Genomic DNA, 22,946 nt, shown 5'->3' with positions numbered 1-22,946 from the left:
GGCGCGCCTACCGGCAGAAGTCGGCAGGCGCGCCGGTCGAGGCCGCCAGCGAGACGGCGCCTCGACCGAGAAGCTCACTCGGCGTCCGCCAGACGTCGGGAATTTCGGCAAGGTGACGCGACACGCCAGCAGCGTGTCGCGTCCAATCGACTGAAAGGCAGGAACGAGCGTGGCTACACCCCAAGCCCTCCAGCAGCGTCTGCGTGACTATCACCGCATTGACGAAGAACGAATCGTCGAAGAACTCATCGAAGCGGCGCGTTTTACGCCTTCCGAGCAGCAAGGCATCCGGCAGCGCGCGACACCGCTGGTCCAGACCGTTCGTGACCGGCGCCTGAAGACCGGCGGCATCGACGCCTTCCTGGCCACTTACGACCTCTCGTCGCGCGAAGGCGTCGTCCTGATGTGCCTGGCCGAAGCACTGCTGCGAATCCCCGACGCTGAAACCGTCGATCGCCTGATCCGCGACAAGATCGGCAGCACCGAGTGGCAAAAGCGGCTCGGCGCGTCGCACAGCACCTTCGTCAATGCCGGCACCTGGGCCTTGATGCTCACCGGCCGGATCGTTAATCTCGACACCGCCGACCGCAAGCTCGGCGGCACGCTCAGGCGACTGGTGGCGCGTACCGGCGAACCCGTGATCCGCCAGGCGGTAATCACCGCGATGCGCATTCTCGGCAAGCAGTTCGTCATGGGGCGCAACATCCACGAAGCGCTCGAGCGTGCGCGTGGTGCCGAGAAAACCGGCTACCGCCACTCCTACGACATGCTCGGCGAATCGGCGCGGACCAGCGCCGACGCCTTGCGCTATTTCGATTCCTACAGCAAAGCTATCGCCGCCATCGGCGACTCGGCCGCCGGCCGGCCACCGTTCATCGCGCCGTCGATCTCGATCAAGCTCTCGGCGCTGCACCCGCGCTACGAGGTGGCCAACGAGGACCGCGTTCGCCGCGAGCTGCTGCCGGCGATCAAGGCGCTGGCGGTGCGCGCCAAGGCGCGCAACATCGGTCTGACGATCGACGCCGAAGAAGCCGAGCGGCTGGAAATGTCGCTGGAACTGATCGAGGCGCTGGCCACCGATCACGAACTGGTCGGCTGGAACGGCCTCGGACTCGCCGTGCAGGCGTACCAGAAGCGCGCCCTGCCGGTCATCGACTGGCTCGCCGACATCGCCCACCGCGGCCAGCGGCGACTGCTGGTGCGCCTGTGCAAGGGCGCCTACTGGGACGCCGAGATCAAGATGGCGCAGGAGCGCGGCTTGTCCGATTACCCGGTGTTCACGCGCAAGGTGGCCAGTGACGTGTCGTATCTGGCGTGCGCCAGGCGCCTCTTCGCCGACCCGCAGGCTTTCTACCCGGCGTTCGCGACGCATAACGCGCACACCCTGGCGGCCGTTGCCGAAATCGCCATCAGTGCCGGCGGCAGCGACGAATGGGAATATCAGCGACTGCACGGCATGGGCGAAGAGCTCTACGACCAGATCGTCGGCAAGGACAAGCTCGGCCGCGCGTGTCGCGTCTATGCGCCGGTCGGCAGTCATGAAGACCTGCTGGCGTATCTGGTCCGCCGCCTGCTGGAGAACGGCGCCAATTCGTCGTTTGTCAACCGCATCGCCGACGCTGACCTGCCAATCGACGCCCTGATCGCCGACCCCGTCGAAAAACTGGCGGCGCTGACGATCAAACGGCAAAGCCGCATTCCGCTGCCGCGCGACCTCTTCGGCGCCGAGCGCCGCAACAGTGAAGGACTCGACATGAACGACAAAGCGACGCTCGAAGACCTGCGCAGCGCCATCAAGGCGAGCACCAGGGTCAACTACCTGGCGGCACCGCTGATTGCCGGCAAGCAGGGCTCTGGCGCCAGCAGCCGGCCAGTCTGCTCGCCGGCCAACCAGCGCGAGGTCGTCGGGCAGGTGATCGAGGCCAGCAGCGCCGACGTCAACGCCGCCATGGCGGTCGCCCAGGCGGCTTTCCCGGCGTGGGAAGCGACGCCGGCGAGCAGCCGTGCCGCCGCCCTCGACCGCGCCGCCGACGCGATGCAGGTGCGCCTTCCCGAACTCGTCGCGCTGATCGTTCGCGAAGGTGGCCGCATCCAGGTCGACGCCGTTTCCGAGGTCCGCGAAGCGATCGATTTCTGCCGCTACTACGCGGCCCAGGCCAAGGAAAAGTTCGCGGCGGTGATCGAGCTGCCGGGGCCGACCGGCGAGCGCAACTGCCTGTCGCTGCACGGCCGCGGCGTTTTCGTCTGCATCAGCCCGTGGAACTTCCCGCTGGCGATCTTCGTCGGCCAGATCGCCGCCGCGCTGGCGGCCGGCAACACGGTGCTCGCCAAACCCGCCGAGCAGACGCCACTGGTCGCCGCGCTGGCCGTCGGCCTGTTGCACGGCGCCGGCATCCCGGTCGAGGCACTGGCCTTCCTGCCCGGCGACGGCCGCGTCGGCGCGGCGATGGTCGCCGCTCGTGACTGTGCTGGCGTCGCCTTTACCGGCTCGACCGAAGTGGCGCGAATCATCGCCCGCACGCTGGCCGGCAAGGACGGCCCGCTGGTGCCGCTGATCGCCGAAACGGGCGGTCAGAACGCGATGATCGCCGATTCGTCGGCGCTACCCGAACAGATCGTCCGCGACGTCGTCGCATCGGCGTTCAACTCCGCCGGCCAGCGCTGTTCGGCCTTGCGCGTCCTCTTCGTCCAGGCCGACATTGCCGACCGCGTCTGCAGCATGCTCGCCGGCGCGATGCAGGAGCTGCGCATCGGCGACCCCGCCGACCTGCGCACCGACGTCGGACCGGTGATCGACGACGCCGCGCGCAAGGTGCTGCTCGCCCACGCCAGCTGGCTGGACAGTTTCGCGACGCCGATCGCCAGCTGCCCGCTCGACGAGCAGGCGACCGCCCACGGCAGCTTCTTCGCGCCGCGCGCCTACGAGATCGACAGCCTGTCGCGCCTCGAACGCGAAGTTTTCGGGCCGATCCTGCACGTCATCCGCTGGCGCGGCGAGGACCTCGACAAGGTCTGCGAGGCCATCGCCAGCACCGGCTACGGCCTGACGCTGGGCATCCACAGCCGCATCGAGGAGACCATCCGGCGCATCACCGGCCGGCTACACGTCGGCAACACCTACGTCAACCGCAACGTCATCGGCGCCGTCGTCGGCGTCCAGCCCTTCGGCGGCGAGGGACTGTCGGGAACCGGGCCAAAGGCCGGCGGCCCGCATTACCTCTACCGCTTCGCCAGCGAACGTACGCTATCGGTCGACACCACCGCCGCCGGCGGCAACGCCAGCTTGATGGCCATGGACGCGGGTGATGAATGATGCAAGACCCCGCCTCAGGCCCGGGAAATAGTCAGGAGGGGCAGCCATGCCGAGAGGCGAGCGTAGGCGCAACAATCACCAGCGGCCGCTGCCGAAGAGCAACGCGCCACCGCGGACGCATCGCCAGCGTCCCGCCGCCCCCGAGTAGCGACGTTTGACTGTACGATTTGGTGACATTACCTGGAGCTCACATGAAGACAGCCGACTTGATAGCAGAGGCAATTTCTCTGCCAGTTGAAGAGAGAGCGATGGTCGTCGACTCGATCCTGAAAAGTCTCAACCAACCAACAACGGATATTGACGAGAAATGGGCGCTGGTTGCCAAAAAACGCTTGGCGGAACTGCGCGCTGGCGAACTTGAAGCCGTTCCTGGAGACGAAGTGTTCCGAAAGATCTGGAACAGATTTTCAGCGTGAAGTACGCATTCCACCCGGAAGCGGAAACCGAATTCTTGCACGCGATTGACTACTACGAAGAGTGTGAACCGGGTTTGGGCTACGACTTTGCCGTTGAGGTGTACTCGGCCATTGAACGCACGATAGCCTACCCAATGGCATGGCCGAGTCTTGCCGAGGACGTCAGACGGTCATTGGTAAGGCGCTTCCCCTATGGAATCCTGTACTCGCAACAAGATGACGTCCTGTTTGTTGTCGCGATCATGCACCTCCGCCGGGAACCCGATTATTGGCAGCCCAGGAGCAAATAGCTGCCAGCCGAGGCGTCCCAAAGTCATCCGGCAAAGTACGGAAAAACTGATTGACGGCCGTAGCCGCGACCAATCCGTACCAGTTGGAGCTGAAAACTACCGACGACAGGCTCATTGCACCTGACGCCGCCCTAACAATCAGCGCATCTTGCGCAAGCAGCAAAGGAGGAAGGCGATGGCTCTGGCACTTCAGCAACTGATCAACGGCCTGACACTTGGCGCCGTCTATGGTCTGATCGCCATCGGCTACACGATGGTCTACGGCATCATCGGCATGATCAATTTCGCGCACGGCGATATCTACATGGTCAGTGCGTTCATCGCCGTCACGGTGTTCACCATTCTCGCGACCTTCGGCGTCAGTTCGGTACCGCTGGCGCTGCTGCTGGTGCTGATCGTCGCCGTCCTGTTCACCTCGGTTTATGGCTGGGCCGTCGAGCGCATCGCTTACCGGCCGCTGCGCGGCGCGACGCGGCTGGCGCCGCTGATCTCGGCGATCGGCATGTCGATCTTCCTGCAGAACATGGTGCAGCTGACGCAGGGCGCACGCGTCAAGCCGATCCCGCCGGTGCTGGTCGGCGGCATCGACCTGCTGACCGTCGACGGCTTCACGGTTCGCCTGGCCTACACGCAAATCCTCATTGTCCTCGTCACCGTCGCACTGATGAGCGGCTTTACGTACCTGATCACCAAGACCTCGTTCGGGCGACAGCAACGCTCGTGCGAGCAGGACCGGACGATGACCGCGCTGCTCGGAATCAACGTCGACCGGACGATTTCGCTGACCTTCATGCTCGGCGCCGCGCTCGCCGCGGTCGCCGGCGTGATGGTCACCGTCTATTACGGCGTCGTCGATTTCTACATCGGCTTCGTCGCCGGCATCAAGGCCTTCACCGCCGCTGTCCTCGGCGGCATCGGCTCCTTGCCGGGAGCGATGCTCGGCGGCCTGCTGATCGGCCTGATCGAAGCGTTCTGGGCGGCTTATCTGTCGGCCGAGTACAAGGATGTGGCGACTTTCAGCATCCTGATCCTGGTGCTGATGTTCCGCCCGTCGGGTCTGCTCGGTCGTCCTGAAGTGGAGAAAGTCTGATGGCTACCCTGGTTCTCGCCACCCACACCATCTCGCCGGCGGCGCGCTTCAAGGACGCCGTCGCGGTCGCCTTCATCGCCCTGCTGCTGGGAATTCCGATGATCGGTCTGACGACCGTCGACCAGGGCGGTACCTTGCGCGTCGCCACCCGTTGGCCGACGCTTTTCGCCTTCGTCGCCGTCGCTTTTGCCGGCCGCCTGATCCTGCGCTTTGCCATCGACCAGTTCAAGGCCCACCAACTGACCCGCGAGCGCGCCGTCGATGTCACGACGGTGGCCAGCGCCAGCGGCCGGGCAGCCAGCCCGCTGCTGACCTGGGTCGGCTGGGCGGCGCTTGGTGTTGCGCTGACCTTGCCGATCTTTTTCTCCGACAACCGTTACGTCGTCGATACCGCGACCACCGTGCTGATCTATGTGATGCTCGGCTGGGGGCTGAACGTCGTCGTCGGCCTGGCCGGACTGCTCGATCTCGGTTACGTCGCCTTCTACGCCGTCGGCGCCTACACCTACGGCATCCTGGCGACGCAATTCGGCTGGAGCTTCTGGGAAGCTCTACCGGTCGCCGGCGCTATGGCGGCGACCTTCGGCGTCATCCTCGGCTGGCCGACGCTGCGTCTGCGCGGCGACTACCTGGCCATCGTGACCCTCGGTTTCGGCGAGATCGTCCGCGTCATCCTGGTGAACTGGACGGAACTCTCCGGGGGTCCGAACGGGATTGCCTCGATCCCCCGCCCGACCTTCTTCGGTCTGGAACTCAAGCCACCCGGCGACGACCCGACCTTTGCCTCGTTTTTCGGTCTGGAGTACTCGCCCAGCCATCGGATCATCTTTCTCTACTACCTGATCCTGGCGCTGGCCCTGATCACCAACGTCTTCGTCTCGCGCATGCGCAAGCTGCCGATCGGGCGTGCCTGGGAAGCCATGCGCGAAGACGAGATTGCCTGCAAGGCGATGGGCATCAACGCCCGCAACGTCAAGCTCTCGGCCTTCGCCATCGGGGCCATGCTCGGCGGCTTCGCCGGCGTTTTCTTTGCCGCCCGGATGGGCTTCATCTCGCCCGAGTCCTTCACCTTCAGCGAATCGGCGATCATCCTGGCGATCGTCGTTCTCGGCGGCATGGGCAGCCAGCTGGGCGTCGTTCTGGCGGCGCTGGTACTGGTCCTGCTGCCCGAACTGGGGCGCGACTTTGCCGAGTACCGGATGCTGCTCTTCGGTGCGGCGATGGTCATGATCATGGTCTGGAAGCCGGGCGGCATCCTCGCCCACCGCGAACCGACGATGCGCTACGTCGCCGAGGGAGACAGCCGATGAGCACCGCCAGCGCTCCCCTGCTCAGCGTCGAACGTCTGACCATGCGCTTCGGCGGCCTGCTGGCCATCGACGACATGTCGCTGGACGTCGCCGCGCGCCAGATCACCGGTGTCATCGGCCCGAACGGCGCCGGCAAGACGACCTTCTTCAACTGCCTCACCGGCTTCTACAAACCGACCGAAGGTAGCGTTCGCCTCAACCACCCGCAACGCGGCCTGATGCGCCTCGAAACGCTGCCCAGCCATGAGGTGGCGCACAAGGCGCAGGTCGTGCGCACTTTTCAGAACATCCGCCTATTCCCGAAAATGACCGTCCTCGAGAACCTGATGGTCGCCCAGCACAATGCCCTGCAACACGCCTCGCGTTTCTCGCTGGCCGGTCTGTTCGGCCTGGCCTCGTACCGCCGGGCCGAGAAAAAGGCGATCGCCAAGGCGATCGGTTGGCTCAAGCGCCTGGAGCTGATCGACAAGGCCAACACCGCCGCCGGCGACCTGCCCTACGGCATGCAGCGGCGCATCGAGATCGCCCGTGCGCTGTGTGTCGACCCGTTGCTGCTGTGCCTCGACGAGCCGGCCGCCGGCCTCAATCCGCGCGAATCGGCCGAACTCAACGATCTGCTCAAGCACCTGGCACGCGACGAAGGCATCGCCATCCTGCTGATCGAGCACGACATGAGCGTGGTGATGAACGTTTCCGACCACATCTGCGTCCTCAACTACGGCCGCAAGATCGCCGAAGGAACGCCGACACACATCCAGCAGGACGCCAACGTCATCAAGGCCTACCTGGGCGAGGACGATGCCGACGAAGAATTGCACGCGGAGGCGAAACCATGATGCTGCAACTGTCGGGCGTCCATGCCCACTACGGAAGCATTCACGCGCTGCACGGCGTCGATGTCGCGGTGCAGGTCGGCGAAGTGGTGACGCTGATCGGCGCCAACGGCGCCGGCAAGTCGACGCTGATGATGTCGATCTTCGGCCAGCCACGCGCCTCGGCCGGGCGCATCGTCTTCGACGGCGAGGACATCACCGCGCTGCCGACGCACGAAATCGCCCGCCGCGGCATCTCGCTGGTACCCGAAGGACGGCGCATTTTCCCGCGCATGACGGTCATCGAGAACCTGCAGATGGGCGCCGTTCTCGGCGAAGAGATGAACTTCGCCGTCGACCTCAAGCGGATGTACGCGCTGTTTCCGATTCTCGAAGAACGCTGCACGCAAAGCGCCGGCACGCTTTCGGGCGGCGAGCAGCAGATGCTGGCCATCGCCCGCGCCTTGATGAGCCGCCCGCAACTGCTGCTGCTCGACGAGCCGTCGCTGGGACTGGCGCCGCTGTACATCAAGAAGATCTTCCAGATCGTCCGCGAGCTGAACCGCGAGCACGGGATGACCATCCTGCTGGTCGAGCAGAACGCCCACCACGCGCTGCGCGTCGCCCATCGCGCCTACGTCTTGCAGCACGGCGAGATCATCCTCTCGGGAACCGGCAGCGAACTGCTGGCCAGTCCGGAGGTACGCGCCGCGTATCTCGAAGCCGGCCAGAAGACCGAGACGGCCGCTTAGCCGGCGGCTGGCGAGCAAGCGCATGGCAAGCGACGAGCCGCCGCCGCGCTGGCTACCCTTCGTGGTGCTCGGCGTCGGCCTGCTGGCGATTTCCTTCGGCGCCATTCTGGCGCGCCTGGCGCAGGGCTACGGCCTGCCGTCGCTGAGCATCGCGACGCTGCGCCTGGGTCTGGCGGCGCTGCTGATCACGCCGATCGCGCTCTGGCAGTCGGGGCACGTGCTGCGCGCGCTGAGCCGCCGGCAAGTGCTGCTGACGTGCGGCGCCGGCTTCTTTCTGGCGCTGCATTTCGCGACCTGGATCACTTCGCTCGAATACACGTCGGTGGCCAGCAGTACCGCGCTGGTGACGACCAACCTGCTGTGGGTCGGCATTGCGTCTTTTTTTCTCTTTGGCGAGAAGCCAGGCGCCTTGATGGCCTTCGGCATAGCCATCTCGCTGTCCGGCAGCGTGTTGATCTTCTGGAGCGACAGCCAGAGCAGCGTCGCCGGCAGCCAGCCGCTGCTCGGCAACTTCCTGGCGATCGTCGGCAGCTGGTGTTTTTCGGCCTACCTGCTGATCGGCCGCCGCCTGCGCGCCAATCTGCCGCTACCCGCCTACGTCTGGCTGGCCTACGGCAGCGCGTCGCTCTTTCTGCTCTTCGCCTGCCTGCTGAACAGCACGCCGCTGACCGGCTATAGCGGCGCCGCCTACCTGATCGCGCTGGGAATGGCGGTCGGCCCGCAGCTGCTCGGTCATACCTCGTACAACTGGTCGCTGCGACACGTTTCCGCGACCTTCATTGCCGTCGTGACGCTCGGTGAGCCGGTCGGCAGCGCCGCGCTGGCGTGGCTTTTCTTCGGCGAATCCTTCGCTCTCGTGCAGGGAATTGGCTTCGTACTGCTGCTCTTCGGAATCTACCTGGCGGCGCGCGGCGAAGGCCGATGACGTGCGTGCCGGAGAAATTCAGGCCGCTACGTCGTCTGCAAGCGGCCTGGCGAGCTTTGCCATCCCATCTCTGAAGTACACGCCAGGAAGACGTCAAACTCGTCAACCGGCAGCGGCCGGCTGAACAGGTAGCCCTGGTAGGCGTGGCAGCCCTGCGCGGCGAGCGCGTCGCGCTGCTCGACGGTCTCGACGCCCTCGGCAATCACTGCCAGCCCGAGCGTACTGGCCAGGGCGATGATCGTGCGCGCAATCACCTCGTCGTTGGCGTCGGTGAGCAGGTCGCGCACGAAGGACTGGTCGATCTTCAACTGGTCGAGCGGCAGCCGTTTCAGATACGACAAGGACGAATAACCGGTGCCAAAGTCATCCAGCGAGAAACCGACGCCGCAATGTTTCAGGGCGCTCATCGTGCCGATCATCTCCTGGATATTGTCGAGCAACATGCTCTCGGTCAGTTCAAGCTTCAGATTCCGTGCTTGGGCACCGCTGCTGACCAGCGCCGCCAGCACCTGGTCGACGAAGTTCGGTTGTCGAAACTGCCGGGCACTGACGTTCACCGACACCGTGAACTGCTCTCGGCCCGGCTGTGCCGTCCAGACCGCCAACTGCGCGCACGCCGTTTCGAGGACCCACAGGCCGAGCGGCAGAATCAGCCCGGTTTCCTCGGCCAGGGGAATGAACTCGGCGGGCGACACCATACCCCGCTGCGGATGCCGCCAGCGCACCAGCGCCTCGGCGCCAATTACCTGCCCGAGGTCGTCGACCTGCGGCTGGTAGAAGAGCAATAGCTGCTGGTTCTGCAGCGCCGCCCGCAGATCCTTCTCGAGGCTGGCGCGCGCCGTGACCACCGCCTGCATCTGTGGATCGAAGAAACGCAAGGCATTGCGGCCAGCGCCCTTGGCCTCGTACATCGCCAGGTCGGCCTGCTTCATCAAGTCGTCGACCCCGTCGTGGCGACCGCCAAACAGGGTGATGCCGATACTGGGCGTATTGTGATAATCGTGACCCGCCAGATCGTAGGGACTGTTGAGAGCGGCGAGGATCTTTTCACCGATGTTGCGGCTTTGGGCTGCGGCCTCCTCGGCACGCCCGGCGAGGTCTTCAAGCATCACCACAAACTCGTCACCGCCCAGACGAGCGACGGTGTCGCGTTCGCGCACGCAGGCCGCCAGCCGCTTGCCGACCTGTTGCAGCAAGCGGTCCCCCATGTCGTGTCCGAGCGTGTCATTAAGCGTCTTGAAGTTGTCAAGGTCGATGAACAGCAAGGCGCCCTGGCGCGCCCGCCGCCTGCCGGCGATCAGCGCCAGGCGCAGGCGGTCGTGCAACAGCCGGCGATTGGGCAGGCCGGTCAAGGCGTCGTAGAACGCAAGATGGCGGATTTCCTCCTGCGCGGCCTTGCGCATGGTCATGTCGGTCAGCGTCGACACGTAGTGGGTGAGCTTGCCGTCGCTGTCCCTGACAGCGGAAATCGTCAGCCATTCCGGGTAGATCTCGCCGTTCTTGCGGCGGTTCCAGATTTCGCCCTGCCACGCCCCCGTGCTCTCGATAGTCGCCCGCATCGCCGCGTAGAAGGGGGCGTCGTGGCGGCCAGAGCTGAGCAGCTTGGGTGTTTTCCCGACGCACTCGTCGGCGCTATAGCCGGTGACGTCGGTAAACGCCTGGTTGATCCGCAGAATGACGCCGCCCGCGTCGGTGATGAACATCCCCTGCTGCGACTCGAAAGCGGTCGCGGCAATGCGCTCCCACTGCTCGGCTTGGCGGCGATCGGTAATGTCGTGCGAAACAACGACGACGCGAGCCACCTGCCCGTTCTTGTCGTTGATCACCTTGCCCGACGAGGTCATGTAGCGAACGCTGCCATCCTGGCGTACCAGGCGGTACTGTATCTCCTGGCCGACGCCCGTTCGCGCGGTCTGCCTGAAAACCTCGGTCACTCGCTCGCGGTCATCCGGGTGCACGTCGGCGAACGAATTGCTGCCCAGCAACTCCTTGCTGCTGCCGAAGAACTGACGGTACGAAGGACTGTTGTACAGCCGCCGGCCTTCCAGATCGAGGACGGCGATGTGCTCACCGATGCTCTCCGAGATCAGTCGGAAGAACTCACGCTGCTCGCGCAGGCTGGCTTCCAGTTCCTTCCGCTCGGTAATGTCCTGGGTCGTGCCGACGCCGCGCCAGGGCCTGCCATGCTCGTCGAACTCGAGCTCGGCGCGTTGCGCAATCCAGCGCACCGAGTGGCCGATGACGATCCGCAACTCAAGGTCGAAGGTTTGTCCGGCGAACGCCGCCTGGCGAGCTTCGAGGAAGCGGCTGCGATCGTCGACATGGAGCAGCGCCAGGAAGCGCTCGACGCTACCGACAGTGCCGGCGGGCAAGCCAAAAATACGGCTGGCCTCGGCCGACATCTCGACCTGGCCGCTGGCCAGGTCGACAATCCAGCTGCCGACGCCAGCGACGGCCTGCGCGCGGTTGAGATCAGCCTCGCGCGCCTGTAGGTCCGCGGTGCGCTGCGTGAGATCGCGGCCCAAACGGAGCACATCGTCGATTCGCTTCTGATACGAGCGAATCAGAAAGACGATCAGCAGCAAGGCGACAACAACGCAGGCGATCTGTACCAGGGCATACACCAGCGCCGGCGTCGGTGGCTGCGCTGGCAGCAAGTTCCAGAAATCGGCAAGCACGAAGCCGCAGATCACCAGCACCGTCAGCACCGCCAGAACGACCGCCGTGCGCACGCCGAGCAGCCAGCCACCGGTCAGAACGAGCAGCGGGTAGGCGATGATCGAAAGACCGCGCAGACCACCAAAGAAGGTCGAGACAGCGCTCACCAGCAACCATGTTCCCCAGACCAGGAGCGCCAGCGCAGCGCGCATGCGGCCGCCAGCGAGCAGCCGCAAGACGGCCACCGCCAGCACCATCAGGGCGGCCGGAGCCGCTGCCCGCCACGGTTGCTCGGGGATGCTCAGGACGATCGTCAGCAGCGCAGCGGCGGCGCTGAGAAGCAACCACGCGGTGTATTTCAGAAAAAGCCGCGATGGCGCCCAGAACATCGGCTGCGCGTCCTGCTCACTGGCCAGTGACAACTGCTCGTCCATTACCACTACTTCTCCGCGTTACGTTGCATTTGCCAGGCCCCGACGAGCGCGCCGCGGCCAGTTGTCGCTAGCGCCGCTGCCGGCGGCGACCAGCTGGCTTGCCAGGTCGGGCCAGTCAAGCGCCCGCCAGTTCGGTCAGCGCCCGGTAGAACCGGTAGCAGCCGCGTCCCGCCTTCTTGGCGTGATACATCGCCGTGTCGGCGTTTTTCAACAGCCGATTGACGTCATCGCCGTGTTGAGGATAAACCGCGATACCGATACTGGTCGATATCTCGATACGGTTTGGACCGATGACGAACGGCTGCGCGAGCGCGGCGAGGACTTTTTTGGCGACCAGCACGGTGTCGCTCGCCTTGTCGATCTGCGCCAGGAGGATCACGAACTCGTCGCCGCCGAGGCGCGCCACGGTGTCCGAATCGCGAGGTGCGCAAGCCCGCAGACGCCGCCCGACTTCCTTCAGCAAGAGGTCGCCGACATCGTGGCCGAGGGTATCGTTGACCGGCTTGAAGAGGTCCAGATCGAGAAACATCAGGGCCAGCGTTGCGCGCTCGCGACGCGCCTGCGCCAGCGTCTGAAACAGGCGATCGGTGAGCAGCATACGGTTCGGCAGGTCGGTGAGCTGGTCGTGATGCGCCAGGTGGTGTACGCGCTCCGCGGAAGCCTTGCGTTCGGAGATATCCTGCATGATCGCGACAAAGTGCTGAATCTGCCCGTCGCTGCCGGTCACCGGCGAAATCGTCAGTGCGGCGTCGAAACAACTCCCGTCCTGGCGCCGGTTGACCAGTTCGCCGCTCCATACCCGGCTGGCGAGGATGGTCTCCCACAGGCTCTCGTAGAAGCGTGCGTCGTGCTTTCCCGAATTGAGCAGCTCGCCCGGACGACGGCCGATGACTTCGGACAATTCGAAGCCGGTCATCTTCGTAAAGGCCGGATTGGCCCATTCGATCGCCGAACTGACGTCGGTGACGACAACGCCGTTGGCCACCGAACTCAGCGCCGCCTCGAACAGGCGCAGCCGCGACTCCAGGCGCTGGCGAACCAGCGCATGCCGGATCGCTCGCCCGAGCGCGTCGTGCTGAAACAATTGCCCCTTGACGAGGTAGTCTTGCGCACCGGCCTGCAACGCCGCCTCGGCCAGCTGATGGTCGTCCTGCCCGGTCAGAATGATGATCGGCACGTCGGGCAGCACGGCGTGCATGGCCTGCACGGTGGCGATCCCCGCCGAATCGGGCAAGGACAGGTCGAGCAGGACAAGGTCGGGCGTCTTGGCCGCCGCGGCCGCGCAGCCCTCGGCCAGCGTTTGCGCCCAGACCACCGGATCGTCCTCACCGAAGCGCCGAAAGCCGGCCAGGCGGACGTTGGTCCGGATCAGCCCGGCATCGCCGCGATCGTCTTCGATCACCAGAATCGAAATCCGCGGTCCGGTCGACTTGCTCATACCCATCCTCCGTCTCGCTCGGGCCGGCCAAAGCCTGGCCAGCGAGCACACGCGCGTCGCGCCGAACACGGGTTTGTAACGGCGCCGCCGGCCGTCGTCGAAGGCCGCGTCGTCGCACCATTGTCCAGCAATTTCACCCGTGTGCGGAAGTTAGCGGCGAAAAGGGCCACCGGCCTCGATCAATTGCCGAGTATCGCCGGACTCGTCGACAATCATTAGCACCGGCGCGCTACGGGTTGGCTCGTCGACTGCGCTTCGCTCATCGGCGTTCCGGCAGCTTTACCAGCGACATCCAGTAGTCGGCCAACTGACGGATCTCGATGATGAATTTCGCGACATCCAGCGGCTTGGCGATGTACCCGGCGGCGCCGAGACGATAGACGTCGCGCACATCACGGTCAACTTCCGAAGTACTCAGGACGACCACCGGGATGGCGCACAGGGCCGCATCCTGCTTGATCGACACCAGGAACTCGCGGCCATCCATCCGCGGCATATTGAGGTCAACCAGGATCAGGTCAGGGCATACGGCGGTGGCGAAACGCTCACCCTGCCGCCGCAGATACTCGAGCGCCTCGCGGCCATCGAGCAGATGCTGCACGCTGGCATCGATCCGGTTCTCGTTCAAAGCCAGCGTGACGAGGCGGGCATCGGCGAGTTCGTCCTCGACCAGCAAGATGGTAAAGCGCTGTGGACGCGCGCTCATGCGCCGGCTTTCGCTTGGACCCGCACGTTCCGAACGCTGGCGCTGGCGCGGCGATCAGGCGCCGACGACACGGCGGCATCGCTCACGCCGTCTCCGGATGCAGTGGTAGCGACACGCAGAAGCGGCTGCCCGACCCCTCGCCTGCCGATTCGGCCCAGATTCGCCCATGATGATGCTCGGCAATCTTCCGGCACAACGCCAGCCCGACGCCGCTGCCGTCGTAAGCGGCGCGGCTCTGCAAGCGCTGAAAGACCTGAAATAGCCGATCGAGCTGCCCTGGAAGAATGCCGACACCGTTGTCGGCGACACTCAGCAACCAGTTGCCGGCAGCGACCCGGCTGGTGACGCGGATCTCCGGGCGCCGTCCGGCGACGCGGAATTTGGCGGCGTTGCCGATCAGGTTCTGGATCAGTCGCAGCATCTCGTCGGGGCGGACCAGCGCGCGTGGCCAGTGGCCGCGAACGCTGATTTTCGCTTGCGCCTCGGCGATCGCCGGTTGCAGGAAGAGCAGCGCTTCGTCGACGATGGCGCGGCTGTCGACCCACGCCGGTGGCTCACCCAGGCGACCGACACGCGAGTATTCGAGGAGCGCGACGAGCATTCGGTCAAGGCGCTGAGCGCCGTCGATAGCAAACTTGAAATACTCGCGCTGCTCGCCATCGAGTGCCTCCCCGAGGCTGATCGCGAGCAGCTGCAGGTAGCTCGAAATCATCCGCAAGGGCTGCCGCAGATCGTGCGAAATGGCGTAGCTGAACTGCTCGAGCTCGCCGTTCGAGCGCTTCAGTTCCTCTTCCGCCTGCTTACGTTCGGTGATGTCCTGCGTCGTGCCGACTCTGCGCAGCGGCTGGCCGGCGGCGCTGCTCAGATTCGCCTGCTGGCGAACGTGGCGAAGCGTCTGCCCGACGATGCAGCGGTGCTCGTGTTCGAATGGCTCACCGCTGGCGAGCGCGATTTGCCAGGCGGCGTCCAGCGCGCGGCGGTCTTCCGGACAAACGCGCGCCAGATAACTCTGGTAACTGTCGATCGTCCCGGCGGGAACGCCAAAGATGCGACACGCCTCGGCCGACAGGCACATCTCGTCGCTGGCCACTTCGTAGGTCCAGCTGCCGACCTGCGCGACCGACTGCGCGCGGATCAGGTTGGTCTCGCTGGCCCGCAGCACGCGCAGCGTGTCATCGAGTTCGCGCACCTTCTGCTGCAGGTCGCACTGCAGAATCTCTTGCTCGCGCATCAAGCGATGCGTACGGATCGCCGAGCACACGGCAATGTAGATCCGGTCGGCGCTCAGTTCCGACTTGAGCCAATAGCCGTCGATTTCGTACGCGCTGACGACCTCGCGCTGCGGCGCGTAACCCGGCTGCCCGGTGATCAGGACGATCTGCACACGGCGATTGGCCAGCTCGTCGCGGATATGACGTATCAGGTCCAGGCCGGCGCGATCCGATTCCATCACCACGTCGAGCAGGATCAGCGTCATGTCGGGATTGGCGGCGAGCACCGACCTCGCTTCCTGCGCCGAACACGCGTCAAAAAGCAGCAGCCCGCAGCCTTCGATGAGCACGTCCTGCAGTGCCAAACGGAGGACCGCACGCACGTCCGCCTCGTCGTCGACGAGCAATACCTTCCACGCGCCGGCGCCGCCCTGCACAGGCCGCTGCGCACCGCTGCCATCGGCCGACAGAGCTGAAAACAGGTCGGGATCGTCGATCACTTCGCTCATCGCCAGAACTCCTGAAGAAGATCTCTGTACGCGCACCAGCGATCGTTGGCGCTGCTCTCCTACAGCGTGCCGATCGTTGCCTCGCCCGGGCAAGATGCCGACAACGCGGCGACGGCTGGCCGCGGTGCTCGACGAATTCCGCGCTGGACCGGCCACCGCGAGCCAGCAGTTCGGCTTCGCTGGCCGTGCCTGCACTTGCCGCTACTGGCTACTACGGCACGGAAGTGGCGGACTTTAGGTCGGCGCGCGTCGGTGACACACTTACCGGGCGTGCAACGAAGCCGTCTGCAGTCGAGCAGTCGACGCAATATCTCCTTACGATCAACAGATTGCTGCTGTCTATTGTTGTACTTTGTAGGATGAATGATGAAGGCGATCGAAACTTGCCCGACGATCGCCCAGCGACGGCGCCAAGCCGTGCCATGCCCGACAGCCTGCTTGCCGCACGATCTCGTCACCGAGCCGAGCGTGCTGCCTGCGAAAACGCACTCTGTTACAATCTCACCCTTGTCCGATAGCGGCTGGCGGCCCTTCGCCAGGGCGGTCGCACGCGGTTTTTTTCTCCGAGATAGAGGCAAATCATGCAAGCCACAGCAAAACCCAAGAACCCCAATTTTTCGTCGGGGCCGTGCAGCAAACGCCCGGGCTACGATGTTGGCAAACTGCAACTCGACACCCTCGGTCGATCGCACCGCTCCGCGCTCGGCAAGAAGGTCCTGGCGCTGGCGTGTTCCGAGACGGCGCGCCTGCTCGGTCTACCGGAAGGCTACCGCGTCGGCGTCGTCCCCGGATCGGACACCGGCGCCGTGGAGATGGCGCTGTGGTCACTGCTCGGCGCACGCGGCGTCGATGTACTGGCGTGGGAGTCCTTCGGTTCGGGCTGGGTCACCGACATCGTCAAGCAACTGAAGCTCGCCGACGTAACGACGCGCAAGGCCGACTACGGCGAGATCGTCGACCTCGCGCAAGTCAACTTCGCCAACGACGTGGTGTTCACCTGGAACGGTACGACCTCCGGCGTCAAGGTTCCGAACGGCGACTGGATCCCCGACGATCGCGCCGGCCTGACGATTTGTGACGCGACGTCGGCCGTTTTCGCGATGGACCTGCCGTGGAACAAGCTCGACGTCGTCACTTTTTCGTGGCAGAAAGTGCTCGGCGGCGAAGGCGCGCACGGCATGCTGATCCTCAGCCCGCGCGCCGTCGCACGCCTGGAAACCTACAGCCCGCCGTGGCCGCTACCGAAAATATTCCGTCTGACGTCTGGCGGCAAACTCATCGAAGGAATTTTTCGCGGCGAGACGATCAACACCCCTTCGATGCTCTGCGTGGCCGATTATCTCGACGCCTTGCAATGGATAGCCAGCATCGGCGGCGTCAAGGCGGCGATCGCCCGCAGCGAAGCCAACCTGGCGGTCATCGCCGACTTCGTCGCCGCCAATGACTGGATCGCCTTCCTCGCCAGCGACCCCGCAACGCGCTCCAATACCAGCGTCTGCCTGCGTCTTGAACTCGACGCCGAGCAGGTCAAGAAGCTCGTCAAGCTGCTCGATAGCGAAGGAGTGGCCTTTGACATCGGTTCGTACAAGGACGCTCCCGCCGGCATCCGCATCTGGTGCGGCGCCACCGTCGACAGCGACGATCTGCAAGCGCTGATGCCATGGCTGGCCTGGGCCTACACGAAAGTCGCCGGCTGAGTGGCCGCAGACCGTCATTACAACCCACTACTTGAGCAAAATTCCATGTACAAGGTGAGAACCTACAACCAGATCGCGGTCGCCGGCCTCGATCGTTTTCCCCGGCAATCGTACGAAGTCGGCAGCGACATCGCCCACCCCGACGCCTTCCTGCTGCGCAGCCAGAAACTGCAGGGTATTGAAGTGCCCGCTTCGCTGCTGGCGGTGGCTCGTGCCGGCGCCGGCGTGAACAACGTGCCGGTCGCCGAGTACGGCAAGCAGGGCATCGTCGTCTTCAACACCCCCGGTGCCAACGCCAACGCCGTCAAGGAACTGGTGATGGCCGGCATGCTGCTGAGCGCGCGCGGCATCGTCGCCAGCATGAACTTCGTGCAGTCGCTCAGCGACCTCAAGGATCCGGCCGCGATGTCGCCGCGTGTCGAGAAGGAGAAATCGCGTTTTGCCGGCAACGAAATCCGCGGCAAGACGCTGGGTATCGTCGGCCTCGGCGCGATCGGCTCGATGGTCGCCGAGATGGCGCTGGCGATGGGCATGAAGGTCGTCGGTTTCGACCCGGTATTGTCGATCGACGCCGCCTGGCGCCTGTCGAACGAGGTCAGCCGCATGGAAAATCTGCAGGCGCTGCTCGCCCGCTCCGACTACGTCTCGCTGCACGTGCCGTCGATCGACGCGACGCGGCACATGATCAACGCCGACACCCTGGCGGCAATCAAACCGGGCGCGGTCTTGCTCAACTTCGCGCGCGACGCGATCGTCGACGCGACAGCCGTCCTCGACAGCCTGGCAGCTGGCCGCCTGGGCAAGTACGTTTGCGATTTCCCGGAGCCCGCGCTGCTCGGGCACGAGAAGATCATCGCCATGCCGCACATCGGCGCCAGCACCGAAGAGTCTGAGGAAAACTGCGCGGTGATGGCCGCCGAACAACTGGTCGGCTATCTCGAGAACGGCAATATCGTCAATTCGGTCAACTTTCCGACGCTAAGCATGGAGCGCAGCCCGGGCACCTCACGGATCACCTTCTCCAACGACAACGTTTCCGGGGTACTCGGCCACGTCCTGTCGGTGCTGGCCGAAAACACGGTCAACGTCGTCGACATGATGAACAAGAGTCGTGGCGAACTCGCTTTCAACATCGTAGACGTGGACAAGGTCCCTTGCGCCGAGGTGATTGACGCCATCCAGGCGGTCGAACGCGTGATTCGCGTGCGGGTGATCTGACGCACTGGCGAGCGCGCCCGGGGAACCCGGCCGCTCGCCAGCGGTCAGCTTCGTTGCCGACAGGTGACTTACTGTCGGCGAGTGAAGCATTCGAATCATCGGCGGGAGGGCGAAAGCGATGGACCTTCACCTGTTGGCAAGTGTGAGCTGGAACGAATTGCCGATCCTCGTTTTTGCCGTACTCCTGGGTCTGGTGTTCGCGCTGGTCATTCGTCAGAACCAGAGAGACTACCTCGAACTGGTGGGAATTCTCGCCGACGAACACGAAGAATCGCCGCTAAGCGCTCGCCAACTGCCGCCGTCGGCGTGACGCGCCAGCGCCGCTAAGCCGACGGCTTGAGCGAGAGCGCCCCCGCGGCGCCGCGTCAGCGCTTGCCGAGCGTTTTTTCCAGCTGCGTGACGAGCTTGCCCAACGCCGCTTCGTCGAGCAGGCGCCTGGCTTTCTGCGGCGTCACCCAGCGCCGTTCGCGATGGCTTTCCTCCCACTGTTCCTCGGGAACGCTTTCGGTCACTTCCATCGGAAACACCTCGACATTGCAGACGCCGCCCCATTTCGCGTAGTCGTAATTGCCGATCGGCTCGTCGGCGATCCGTCCGCGGATGCCGGCTTCCTCGAGAGCCTCCTTGCTCGCCGAATCACGCAGCGACAGCTCGGGTTCCTTGACGCCCTTGGGAATCACCCAGCGCGTACCTTTGCGCGAAGCGATGACCATCACCTGCAGCTCGCCGTCGACCCGACGATAGGGGAGCGCCGCCGACTGGATGAAGAAATAGTCGGGGACCGGGCCGCGTTCCTCGGCTTCTTTGGCGACCTCGACGGCCGCATCGACAGCCGCATCGACTGCCGCATCGACTGCCGCATCGTCGGTGATTTCACCAGGTCGAGTGACCGAGACCAGGGTCGCGCAACCGCGTGCCAGGTTTGGCCAATCGGCGACCGTTTCCAGGTGCGCGAGCGCCGACGTCGGCAGAATCTTGCCATCTGACGGCACCTCCAGTCGGCCTTCGACGAGGTGCTCGAGGAGGTCCTCCAGCCCCGGATTGTGTCCGACCAGCATTACGCTCCGGGCAGCCTTCGGGCAGTCGGCCAGGGCTGCCAGCAGGCAATCGAGCGGCGCGGCGTAGATCCGCTCGTCCCAGCGGACCTTCTTCAAAGACAAGCCCATCGCCTTGCAGGCCGCCTCGGTGGTGGCGCGAGCACGCTCGGCCGGCGAACTGAGGACGACGTCCGGGACCAGCTTGCGGCCCCTGATCCAGCCCCCCATCTTCTTGCTACCCTGACGACCACGGGCAATCAGTGGGCGGTCGAAGTCCTCTTCGCCCGTCGTCCAGTCCGATTTCCCGTGCCGCAAAACCAGCAAGGTCCTGTTCTTCATCTAGATTCTCCTCTCGCCTGCAATATTGGTCATCCGGCCGCCGGTACGCTCCCGGCCAGACCGCTGCTCGCGCAGCAAGGCCTATGATAAACGCTGCGCTGCTGGCCAGCAGCGGCGCCGGCCAACTTAGGCACTGCCGCCGCGCAGCGCCTCGATGGTGGCGGTCTGCAGCAATCTCGACGCCGCCAACCAGCCGGCGCCGGTGACCACTGCCGCACCGCCGAAGGTCGCCAGCAAAGGCAGCCACAGATTGAGCTGCACGTCGAAATGAAAGACCTGGCGCGCCAGAAACTGCCCGATGGCGGTCGCAGCCAGCGCTGCAATCAGCCCCGACAAGGCGCCGATCGCCGTAAACTCGGCCAGCAGCGCCCGCCGCAGCTGCTCGCGGCGGGCCCCCAGCGCGCGCATTACCGCCAGCTCGTAACGTCGCTCCTGCGCCGCCGACGCCAGCGCCGCATAGAGAACGATCACCCCGGCAGCCAGCGTAAACAGGAAAACGAACTGCACCGCCCGTGCCACCTGATCGATGATCGACTGCAGCTGCCGCAGGATTGCGGCGACGTCGATTACCGTCAGATTGGGGAAGTCGCGAACCAGCGCATTGACCATGCTCGCCCTGGCCGGCGCCAGATAGAAACTGGTAATCCAGCTGGCTGGGTAGCCCTGCAGGACCAAGGGTGGCGTCAGGACAAAGAAATTCACCTGCATGCTGTCCCAGTCGACCTTGCGCAAGCCGACGACGCGCATCTCGACCGGCTCGCCGGCGACGACGAACTCGAGGCGGTCGCCGACCGCCAGGCCCAGCGTCCTGGCCAGGCCCTCTTCGACCGACGCGGCGCCACCGGCAGACTTGTTTTCCAGATCGGCTGGCGAAAACCAACGCCCGGCGCTGACGCTATTGCCCGCCGGCAGGTCGCTGCGCATCGACAAATTGAACTCGCGCTCGCTCAGCCGCTGCGCCCGATCGTCGGTAAAACGGCCGGCGTCGACGGCGACGCCGTTGATCCGCGCCAGCCGCCCGCGAACCATCGGCGCCAGCTCGGGCGACAGCCCCTGCGCGGCCAGCGCGGCGCGCACCGGCGCCACCTGTTCGGGCTGGATATTGACCACGAAGCGATTCGGCGCTTCGACCGGAACCGCGCGCTGCCAGGCGTCGAGCAGATCGCTGCGCGTCACGGTCAGCAAGAGTAGTGCGGTGAAGGCCAGCGACAGCGCGACGATCTGCACGACGCTCGCCGTCGCGCGCCGCTCGAGACTGGCCAGGCCATAGCGCCAGCCAATTCCCGCCGCGTGGCCAAGGCCGACGCGGCGGCCACGCGCCGCCGCTGCCAGCCTGACCGCCAGCCGGGCGACGACGGCAAAAACAATCAGCGCGACGCTGAAACCGACGACGACGTAGGTGCCCAGCGTGCGCTCGCCAGCGACCCAGTACATCAGCCCGGCGAGCGAGAAAAAGCCCAGCAGGTAGCCACCGAGCAGGCCGGGCCGGGGATTGCCCAGCTCGCCGCGGAGAACCCGCAAGGTCGATACCCGCTTGAGCTGCAGCAAGGGCGGCACGGCAAAGCCGAAGAGCAGCAAGACGCCGACCGCCACGCCTTGTGCAAGCGGCAGCAGTCCCGGTGCTGGCAAGGGCGTCGCCAGCAGCTGCGCGAGCCACGCGTGCAGCGCAAAATGTGCCAGATAACCGAGCGCGCAACCAACCGCCGCGGCGAGCACGCCGAGCACCGCAAACTGGCGCAGATAGAGACCCAACAACATCGCCTGCGTCGCCCCCAGGCAGCGCATCACAGCGCAGGGATCGAGATGTCGCTGCACGTAGCGGCGCGTCGCCAAGGCCACCGCCACCGCCGCCATGACCACCGTCAGCAAGGCCGCCAGCCCGAGAAATTTTTGCGCCCGATCGAGCGCCGCGCGAATCTCGGGTCTGCCGTTCTGCGCGTCTTCGATGCGCTCGCCGCGCGCCAGCCGCGGCTCGAGCTCGGCCTGGAAGCGCTTGATCTGCGGCGCGTCGCCGGCCAGCAGCAGGCGGTAACCGACGCGACTGCCGACCTGCAGCAAGGCCGTTGCCGGCAGATCGTCGAGGTTCATCAGCAAGCGCGGCGCGACGCTGAAAAAATTGATGCCGCGATCGGGTTCCAGGGTCAACACCGCGTCGACGCGCAGCGCCGCCTGGCCGACGCTGATCAGCTCGCCGACGCGCGCGTGCAGCGCCGCCGCCAGCCGCTCGTCGATCCAGATCGTACCCGCCGGGGGAATGCCGTCAGCTCGCCGGTCGGGCTCGTTCAGCGCCGCCGCGACGCGCAGGAAACCACGCAAGGGATAGGCGGCGCTGACGGCCTTGATTTCGGCCAACTGCACCCACAGCTCAGCGCCCACGGCGCGCGTCACCATGCTCGGAAAGGTGCGCGTCTCGGCGACGCGCAAACCGCTGGCGCGCGCCGCGTCGGCCAGCGCTACTGGCCATGCATGATCGGCGACCAGCAACAGGTCGGCGCCGAGCAGTTGATGCGATTCACGTTCCAGTGCCTGGCGCACACGGTCGGTGAAAAAACCGACTGCGGTCAAGGCCGCCACCGCCACGACCAGCGCCGCTGCCAGCAGACGCAACTCGCCACCGCGCGCGTCGCGGCGCAGCATTCGCCACGAAAAGGACCAGAGATTCATGCTGCAAAGGTACAGGCTTCGGCGCCCAGGTGACAAGCGCCAATCCTGCCGATCACGGCGTTTGCCCGCGCATCGCGGCAATCGAAGCTGCTACACTGCGCCATGGCACTGCTAGTGGAGCGTGTAT

At 65.2% G+C, this 22,946-nt stretch carries 17 protein-coding genes; 11 read left to right on the top strand and 6 right to left on the bottom strand.

Translation table 11 applies throughout. From position 1 onward, the window contains the following. Positions 1-169: 169 nt before the first annotated feature. The 8 genes from putA (at position 170) to QZ656_RS01555 (ending at position 8,908) form a co-directional block, all read left to right on the top strand. Positions 170-3,313 carry a bifunctional proline dehydrogenase/L-glutamate gamma-semialdehyde dehydrogenase PutA gene (putA, locus tag QZ656_RS01590; RefSeq protein ID WP_291991734.1) on the top strand — a complete coding sequence of 1,048 codons (3,144 nt, stop codon included), beginning with the start codon at positions 170-172 and terminating at the stop codon, positions 3,311-3,313. Positions 3,314-3,504: 191 nt separating this feature from the next. Further along, positions 3,505-3,729 carry an addiction module protein gene (locus QZ656_RS01585; protein WP_291991733.1) on the top strand — a complete coding sequence of 75 codons (225 nt, stop codon included), beginning with the start codon at positions 3,505-3,507 and terminating at the stop codon, positions 3,727-3,729. Then, positions 3,726-4,019 (top strand): type II toxin-antitoxin system RelE/ParE family toxin, encoded by a 294-nt coding sequence (locus tag QZ656_RS01580; RefSeq protein WP_291991732.1) that lies wholly within the window; start codon positions 3,726-3,728, stop codon positions 4,017-4,019. Before QZ656_RS01585 ends, QZ656_RS01580 begins: the two co-directional genes overlap by 4 nt. Positions 4,020-4,194: 175 nt before the next feature. Then, positions 4,195-5,109, top strand: coding sequence for a branched-chain amino acid ABC transporter permease LivH (locus tag QZ656_RS01575; RefSeq protein WP_291991731.1), 915 nt, complete (start codon positions 4,195-4,197; stop codon positions 5,107-5,109). Beyond that, on the top strand, positions 5,109-6,419 hold the full coding sequence (gene livM, locus QZ656_RS01570; RefSeq protein ID WP_291991730.1) for a high-affinity branched-chain amino acid ABC transporter permease LivM: 1,311 nt from the start codon (positions 5,109-5,111) through the stop codon (positions 6,417-6,419). Before QZ656_RS01575 ends, livM begins: the two co-directional genes overlap by 1 nt. Continuing rightward, on the top strand, positions 6,416-7,255 hold the full coding sequence (locus tag QZ656_RS01565) for an ATP-binding cassette domain-containing protein (RefSeq protein WP_291991729.1): 840 nt from the start codon (positions 6,416-6,418) through the stop codon (positions 7,253-7,255). The genes livM and QZ656_RS01565 overlap by 4 nt, the downstream gene beginning before the upstream one ends. Then, a complete protein-coding gene (locus tag QZ656_RS01560) occupies positions 7,255-7,983 on the top strand; it encodes an ABC transporter ATP-binding protein (protein WP_291992106.1) in 729 nt (242 codons plus the stop codon). The genes QZ656_RS01565 and QZ656_RS01560 overlap by 1 nt, the downstream gene beginning before the upstream one ends. A gap of 22 nt (positions 7,984-8,005) precedes the next feature. Continuing rightward, positions 8,006-8,908: a DMT family transporter gene (locus QZ656_RS01555; RefSeq protein WP_291991728.1), complete on the top strand. Its 903-nt coding sequence runs from the start codon at positions 8,006-8,008 to the stop codon at positions 8,906-8,908. 26 nt (positions 8,909-8,934) lie between these two features. Here QZ656_RS01555 and QZ656_RS01550 read toward each other — a convergent pair whose 3' ends face one another. From QZ656_RS01550 to QZ656_RS01535, 4 genes are all read right to left on the bottom strand, one after another. After that, positions 8,935-12,000, bottom strand: coding sequence for a bifunctional diguanylate cyclase/phosphodiesterase (locus tag QZ656_RS01550; protein ID WP_291991727.1), 3,066 nt, complete (start codon positions 11,998-12,000; stop codon positions 8,935-8,937). A 115-nt stretch (positions 12,001-12,115) separates the two neighbouring features. Further along, positions 12,116-13,438, bottom strand: coding sequence for a diguanylate cyclase (locus tag QZ656_RS01545; RefSeq protein WP_291991726.1), 1,323 nt, complete (start codon positions 13,436-13,438; stop codon positions 12,116-12,118). A gap of 259 nt (positions 13,439-13,697) precedes the next feature. Continuing rightward, positions 13,698-14,114 carry a response regulator gene (locus QZ656_RS01540; RefSeq protein WP_366522074.1) on the bottom strand — a complete coding sequence of 139 codons (417 nt, stop codon included), beginning with the start codon at positions 14,112-14,114 and terminating at the stop codon, positions 13,698-13,700. Positions 14,115-14,226: 112 nt separating this feature from the next. Beyond that, positions 14,227-15,864: an ATP-binding protein gene (locus QZ656_RS01535; protein ID WP_291991724.1), complete on the bottom strand. Its 1,638-nt coding sequence runs from the start codon at positions 15,862-15,864 to the stop codon at positions 14,227-14,229. 581 nt (positions 15,865-16,445) lie between these two features. On the opposite strand from QZ656_RS01535, the gene QZ656_RS01530 reads away from it, so the two are divergent. The 3 genes from QZ656_RS01530 to QZ656_RS01520 all read left to right on the top strand — a co-directional run bounded on the left by QZ656_RS01530 (position 16,446) and on the right by QZ656_RS01520 (position 19,089). Then, on the top strand, positions 16,446-17,561 hold the full coding sequence (locus QZ656_RS01530; RefSeq protein WP_291991723.1) for a phosphoserine transaminase: 1,116 nt from the start codon (positions 16,446-16,448) through the stop codon (positions 17,559-17,561). A gap of 45 nt (positions 17,562-17,606) precedes the next feature. Beyond that, positions 17,607-18,779, top strand: coding sequence for a phosphoglycerate dehydrogenase (locus QZ656_RS01525; RefSeq protein WP_291991722.1), 1,173 nt, complete (start codon positions 17,607-17,609; stop codon positions 18,777-18,779). Between the two features lie 118 nt (positions 18,780-18,897). Continuing rightward, positions 18,898-19,089 carry a hypothetical protein gene (locus QZ656_RS01520; protein WP_291991721.1) on the top strand — a complete coding sequence of 64 codons (192 nt, stop codon included), beginning with the start codon at positions 18,898-18,900 and terminating at the stop codon, positions 19,087-19,089. A 55-nt stretch (positions 19,090-19,144) separates the two neighbouring features. Here QZ656_RS01520 and QZ656_RS24015 read toward each other — a convergent pair whose 3' ends face one another. After that, positions 19,145-20,155 (bottom strand): histidine phosphatase family protein, encoded by a 1,011-nt coding sequence (locus QZ656_RS24015; RefSeq protein WP_366522073.1) that lies wholly within the window; start codon positions 20,153-20,155, stop codon positions 19,145-19,147. A gap of 126 nt (positions 20,156-20,281) precedes the next feature. Beyond that, complete coding sequence (locus tag QZ656_RS01505; RefSeq protein ID WP_291991720.1) at positions 20,282-22,819, bottom strand: FtsX-like permease family protein; 2,538 nt, start codon at positions 22,817-22,819, stop codon at positions 20,282-20,284. Positions 22,820-22,946: the final 127 nt, after the last annotated feature.

This window comes from Candidatus Accumulibacter sp. ACC003, assembly GCF_907163085.1.
Classification (GTDB): Bacteria; Pseudomonadota; Gammaproteobacteria; order Burkholderiales; family Rhodocyclaceae; genus Accumulibacter.
Note: the sequence above shows the minus strand (reverse complement) of the source record. Positions and strands in the feature narration are given on the sequence as shown.

Coding starts and splice junctions, on each gene's coding strand:
- QZ656_RS24015 (WP_366522073.1), bottom strand. CDS start 20,155: ATGAAGAACAGGACCTTGCTGGTTTTGCGGCACGGGAAATCGGACTGG.
- QZ656_RS01560 (WP_291992106.1), top strand. CDS start 7,255: ATGCTGCAACTGTCGGGCGTCCATGCCCACTACGGAAGCATTCACGCG.
- livM (WP_291991730.1), top strand. CDS start 5,109: ATGGCTACCCTGGTTCTCGCCACCCACACCATCTCGCCGGCGGCGCGC.
- QZ656_RS01585 (WP_291991733.1), top strand. CDS start 3,505: ATGAAGACAGCCGACTTGATAGCAGAGGCAATTTCTCTGCCAGTTGAA.
- QZ656_RS01520 (WP_291991721.1), top strand. CDS start 18,898: ATGGACCTTCACCTGTTGGCAAGTGTGAGCTGGAACGAATTGCCGATC.
- QZ656_RS01525 (WP_291991722.1), top strand. CDS start 17,607: ATGTACAAGGTGAGAACCTACAACCAGATCGCGGTCGCCGGCCTCGAT.
- QZ656_RS01555 (WP_291991728.1), top strand. CDS start 8,006: ATGGCAAGCGACGAGCCGCCGCCGCGCTGGCTACCCTTCGTGGTGCTC.
- QZ656_RS01545 (WP_291991726.1), bottom strand. CDS start 13,438: ATGAGCAAGTCGACCGGACCGCGGATTTCGATTCTGGTGATCGAAGAC.
- QZ656_RS01550 (WP_291991727.1), bottom strand. CDS start 12,000: ATGGACGAGCAGTTGTCACTGGCCAGTGAGCAGGACGCGCAGCCGATG.
- QZ656_RS01535 (WP_291991724.1), bottom strand. CDS start 15,864: ATGAGCGAAGTGATCGACGATCCCGACCTGTTTTCAGCTCTGTCGGCC.
- QZ656_RS01575 (WP_291991731.1), top strand. CDS start 4,195: ATGGCTCTGGCACTTCAGCAACTGATCAACGGCCTGACACTTGGCGCC.
- QZ656_RS01505 (WP_291991720.1), bottom strand. CDS start 22,819: ATGAATCTCTGGTCCTTTTCGTGGCGAATGCTGCGCCGCGACGCGCGC.
- QZ656_RS01530 (WP_291991723.1), top strand. CDS start 16,446: ATGCAAGCCACAGCAAAACCCAAGAACCCCAATTTTTCGTCGGGGCCG.
- QZ656_RS01565 (WP_291991729.1), top strand. CDS start 6,416: ATGAGCACCGCCAGCGCTCCCCTGCTCAGCGTCGAACGTCTGACCATG.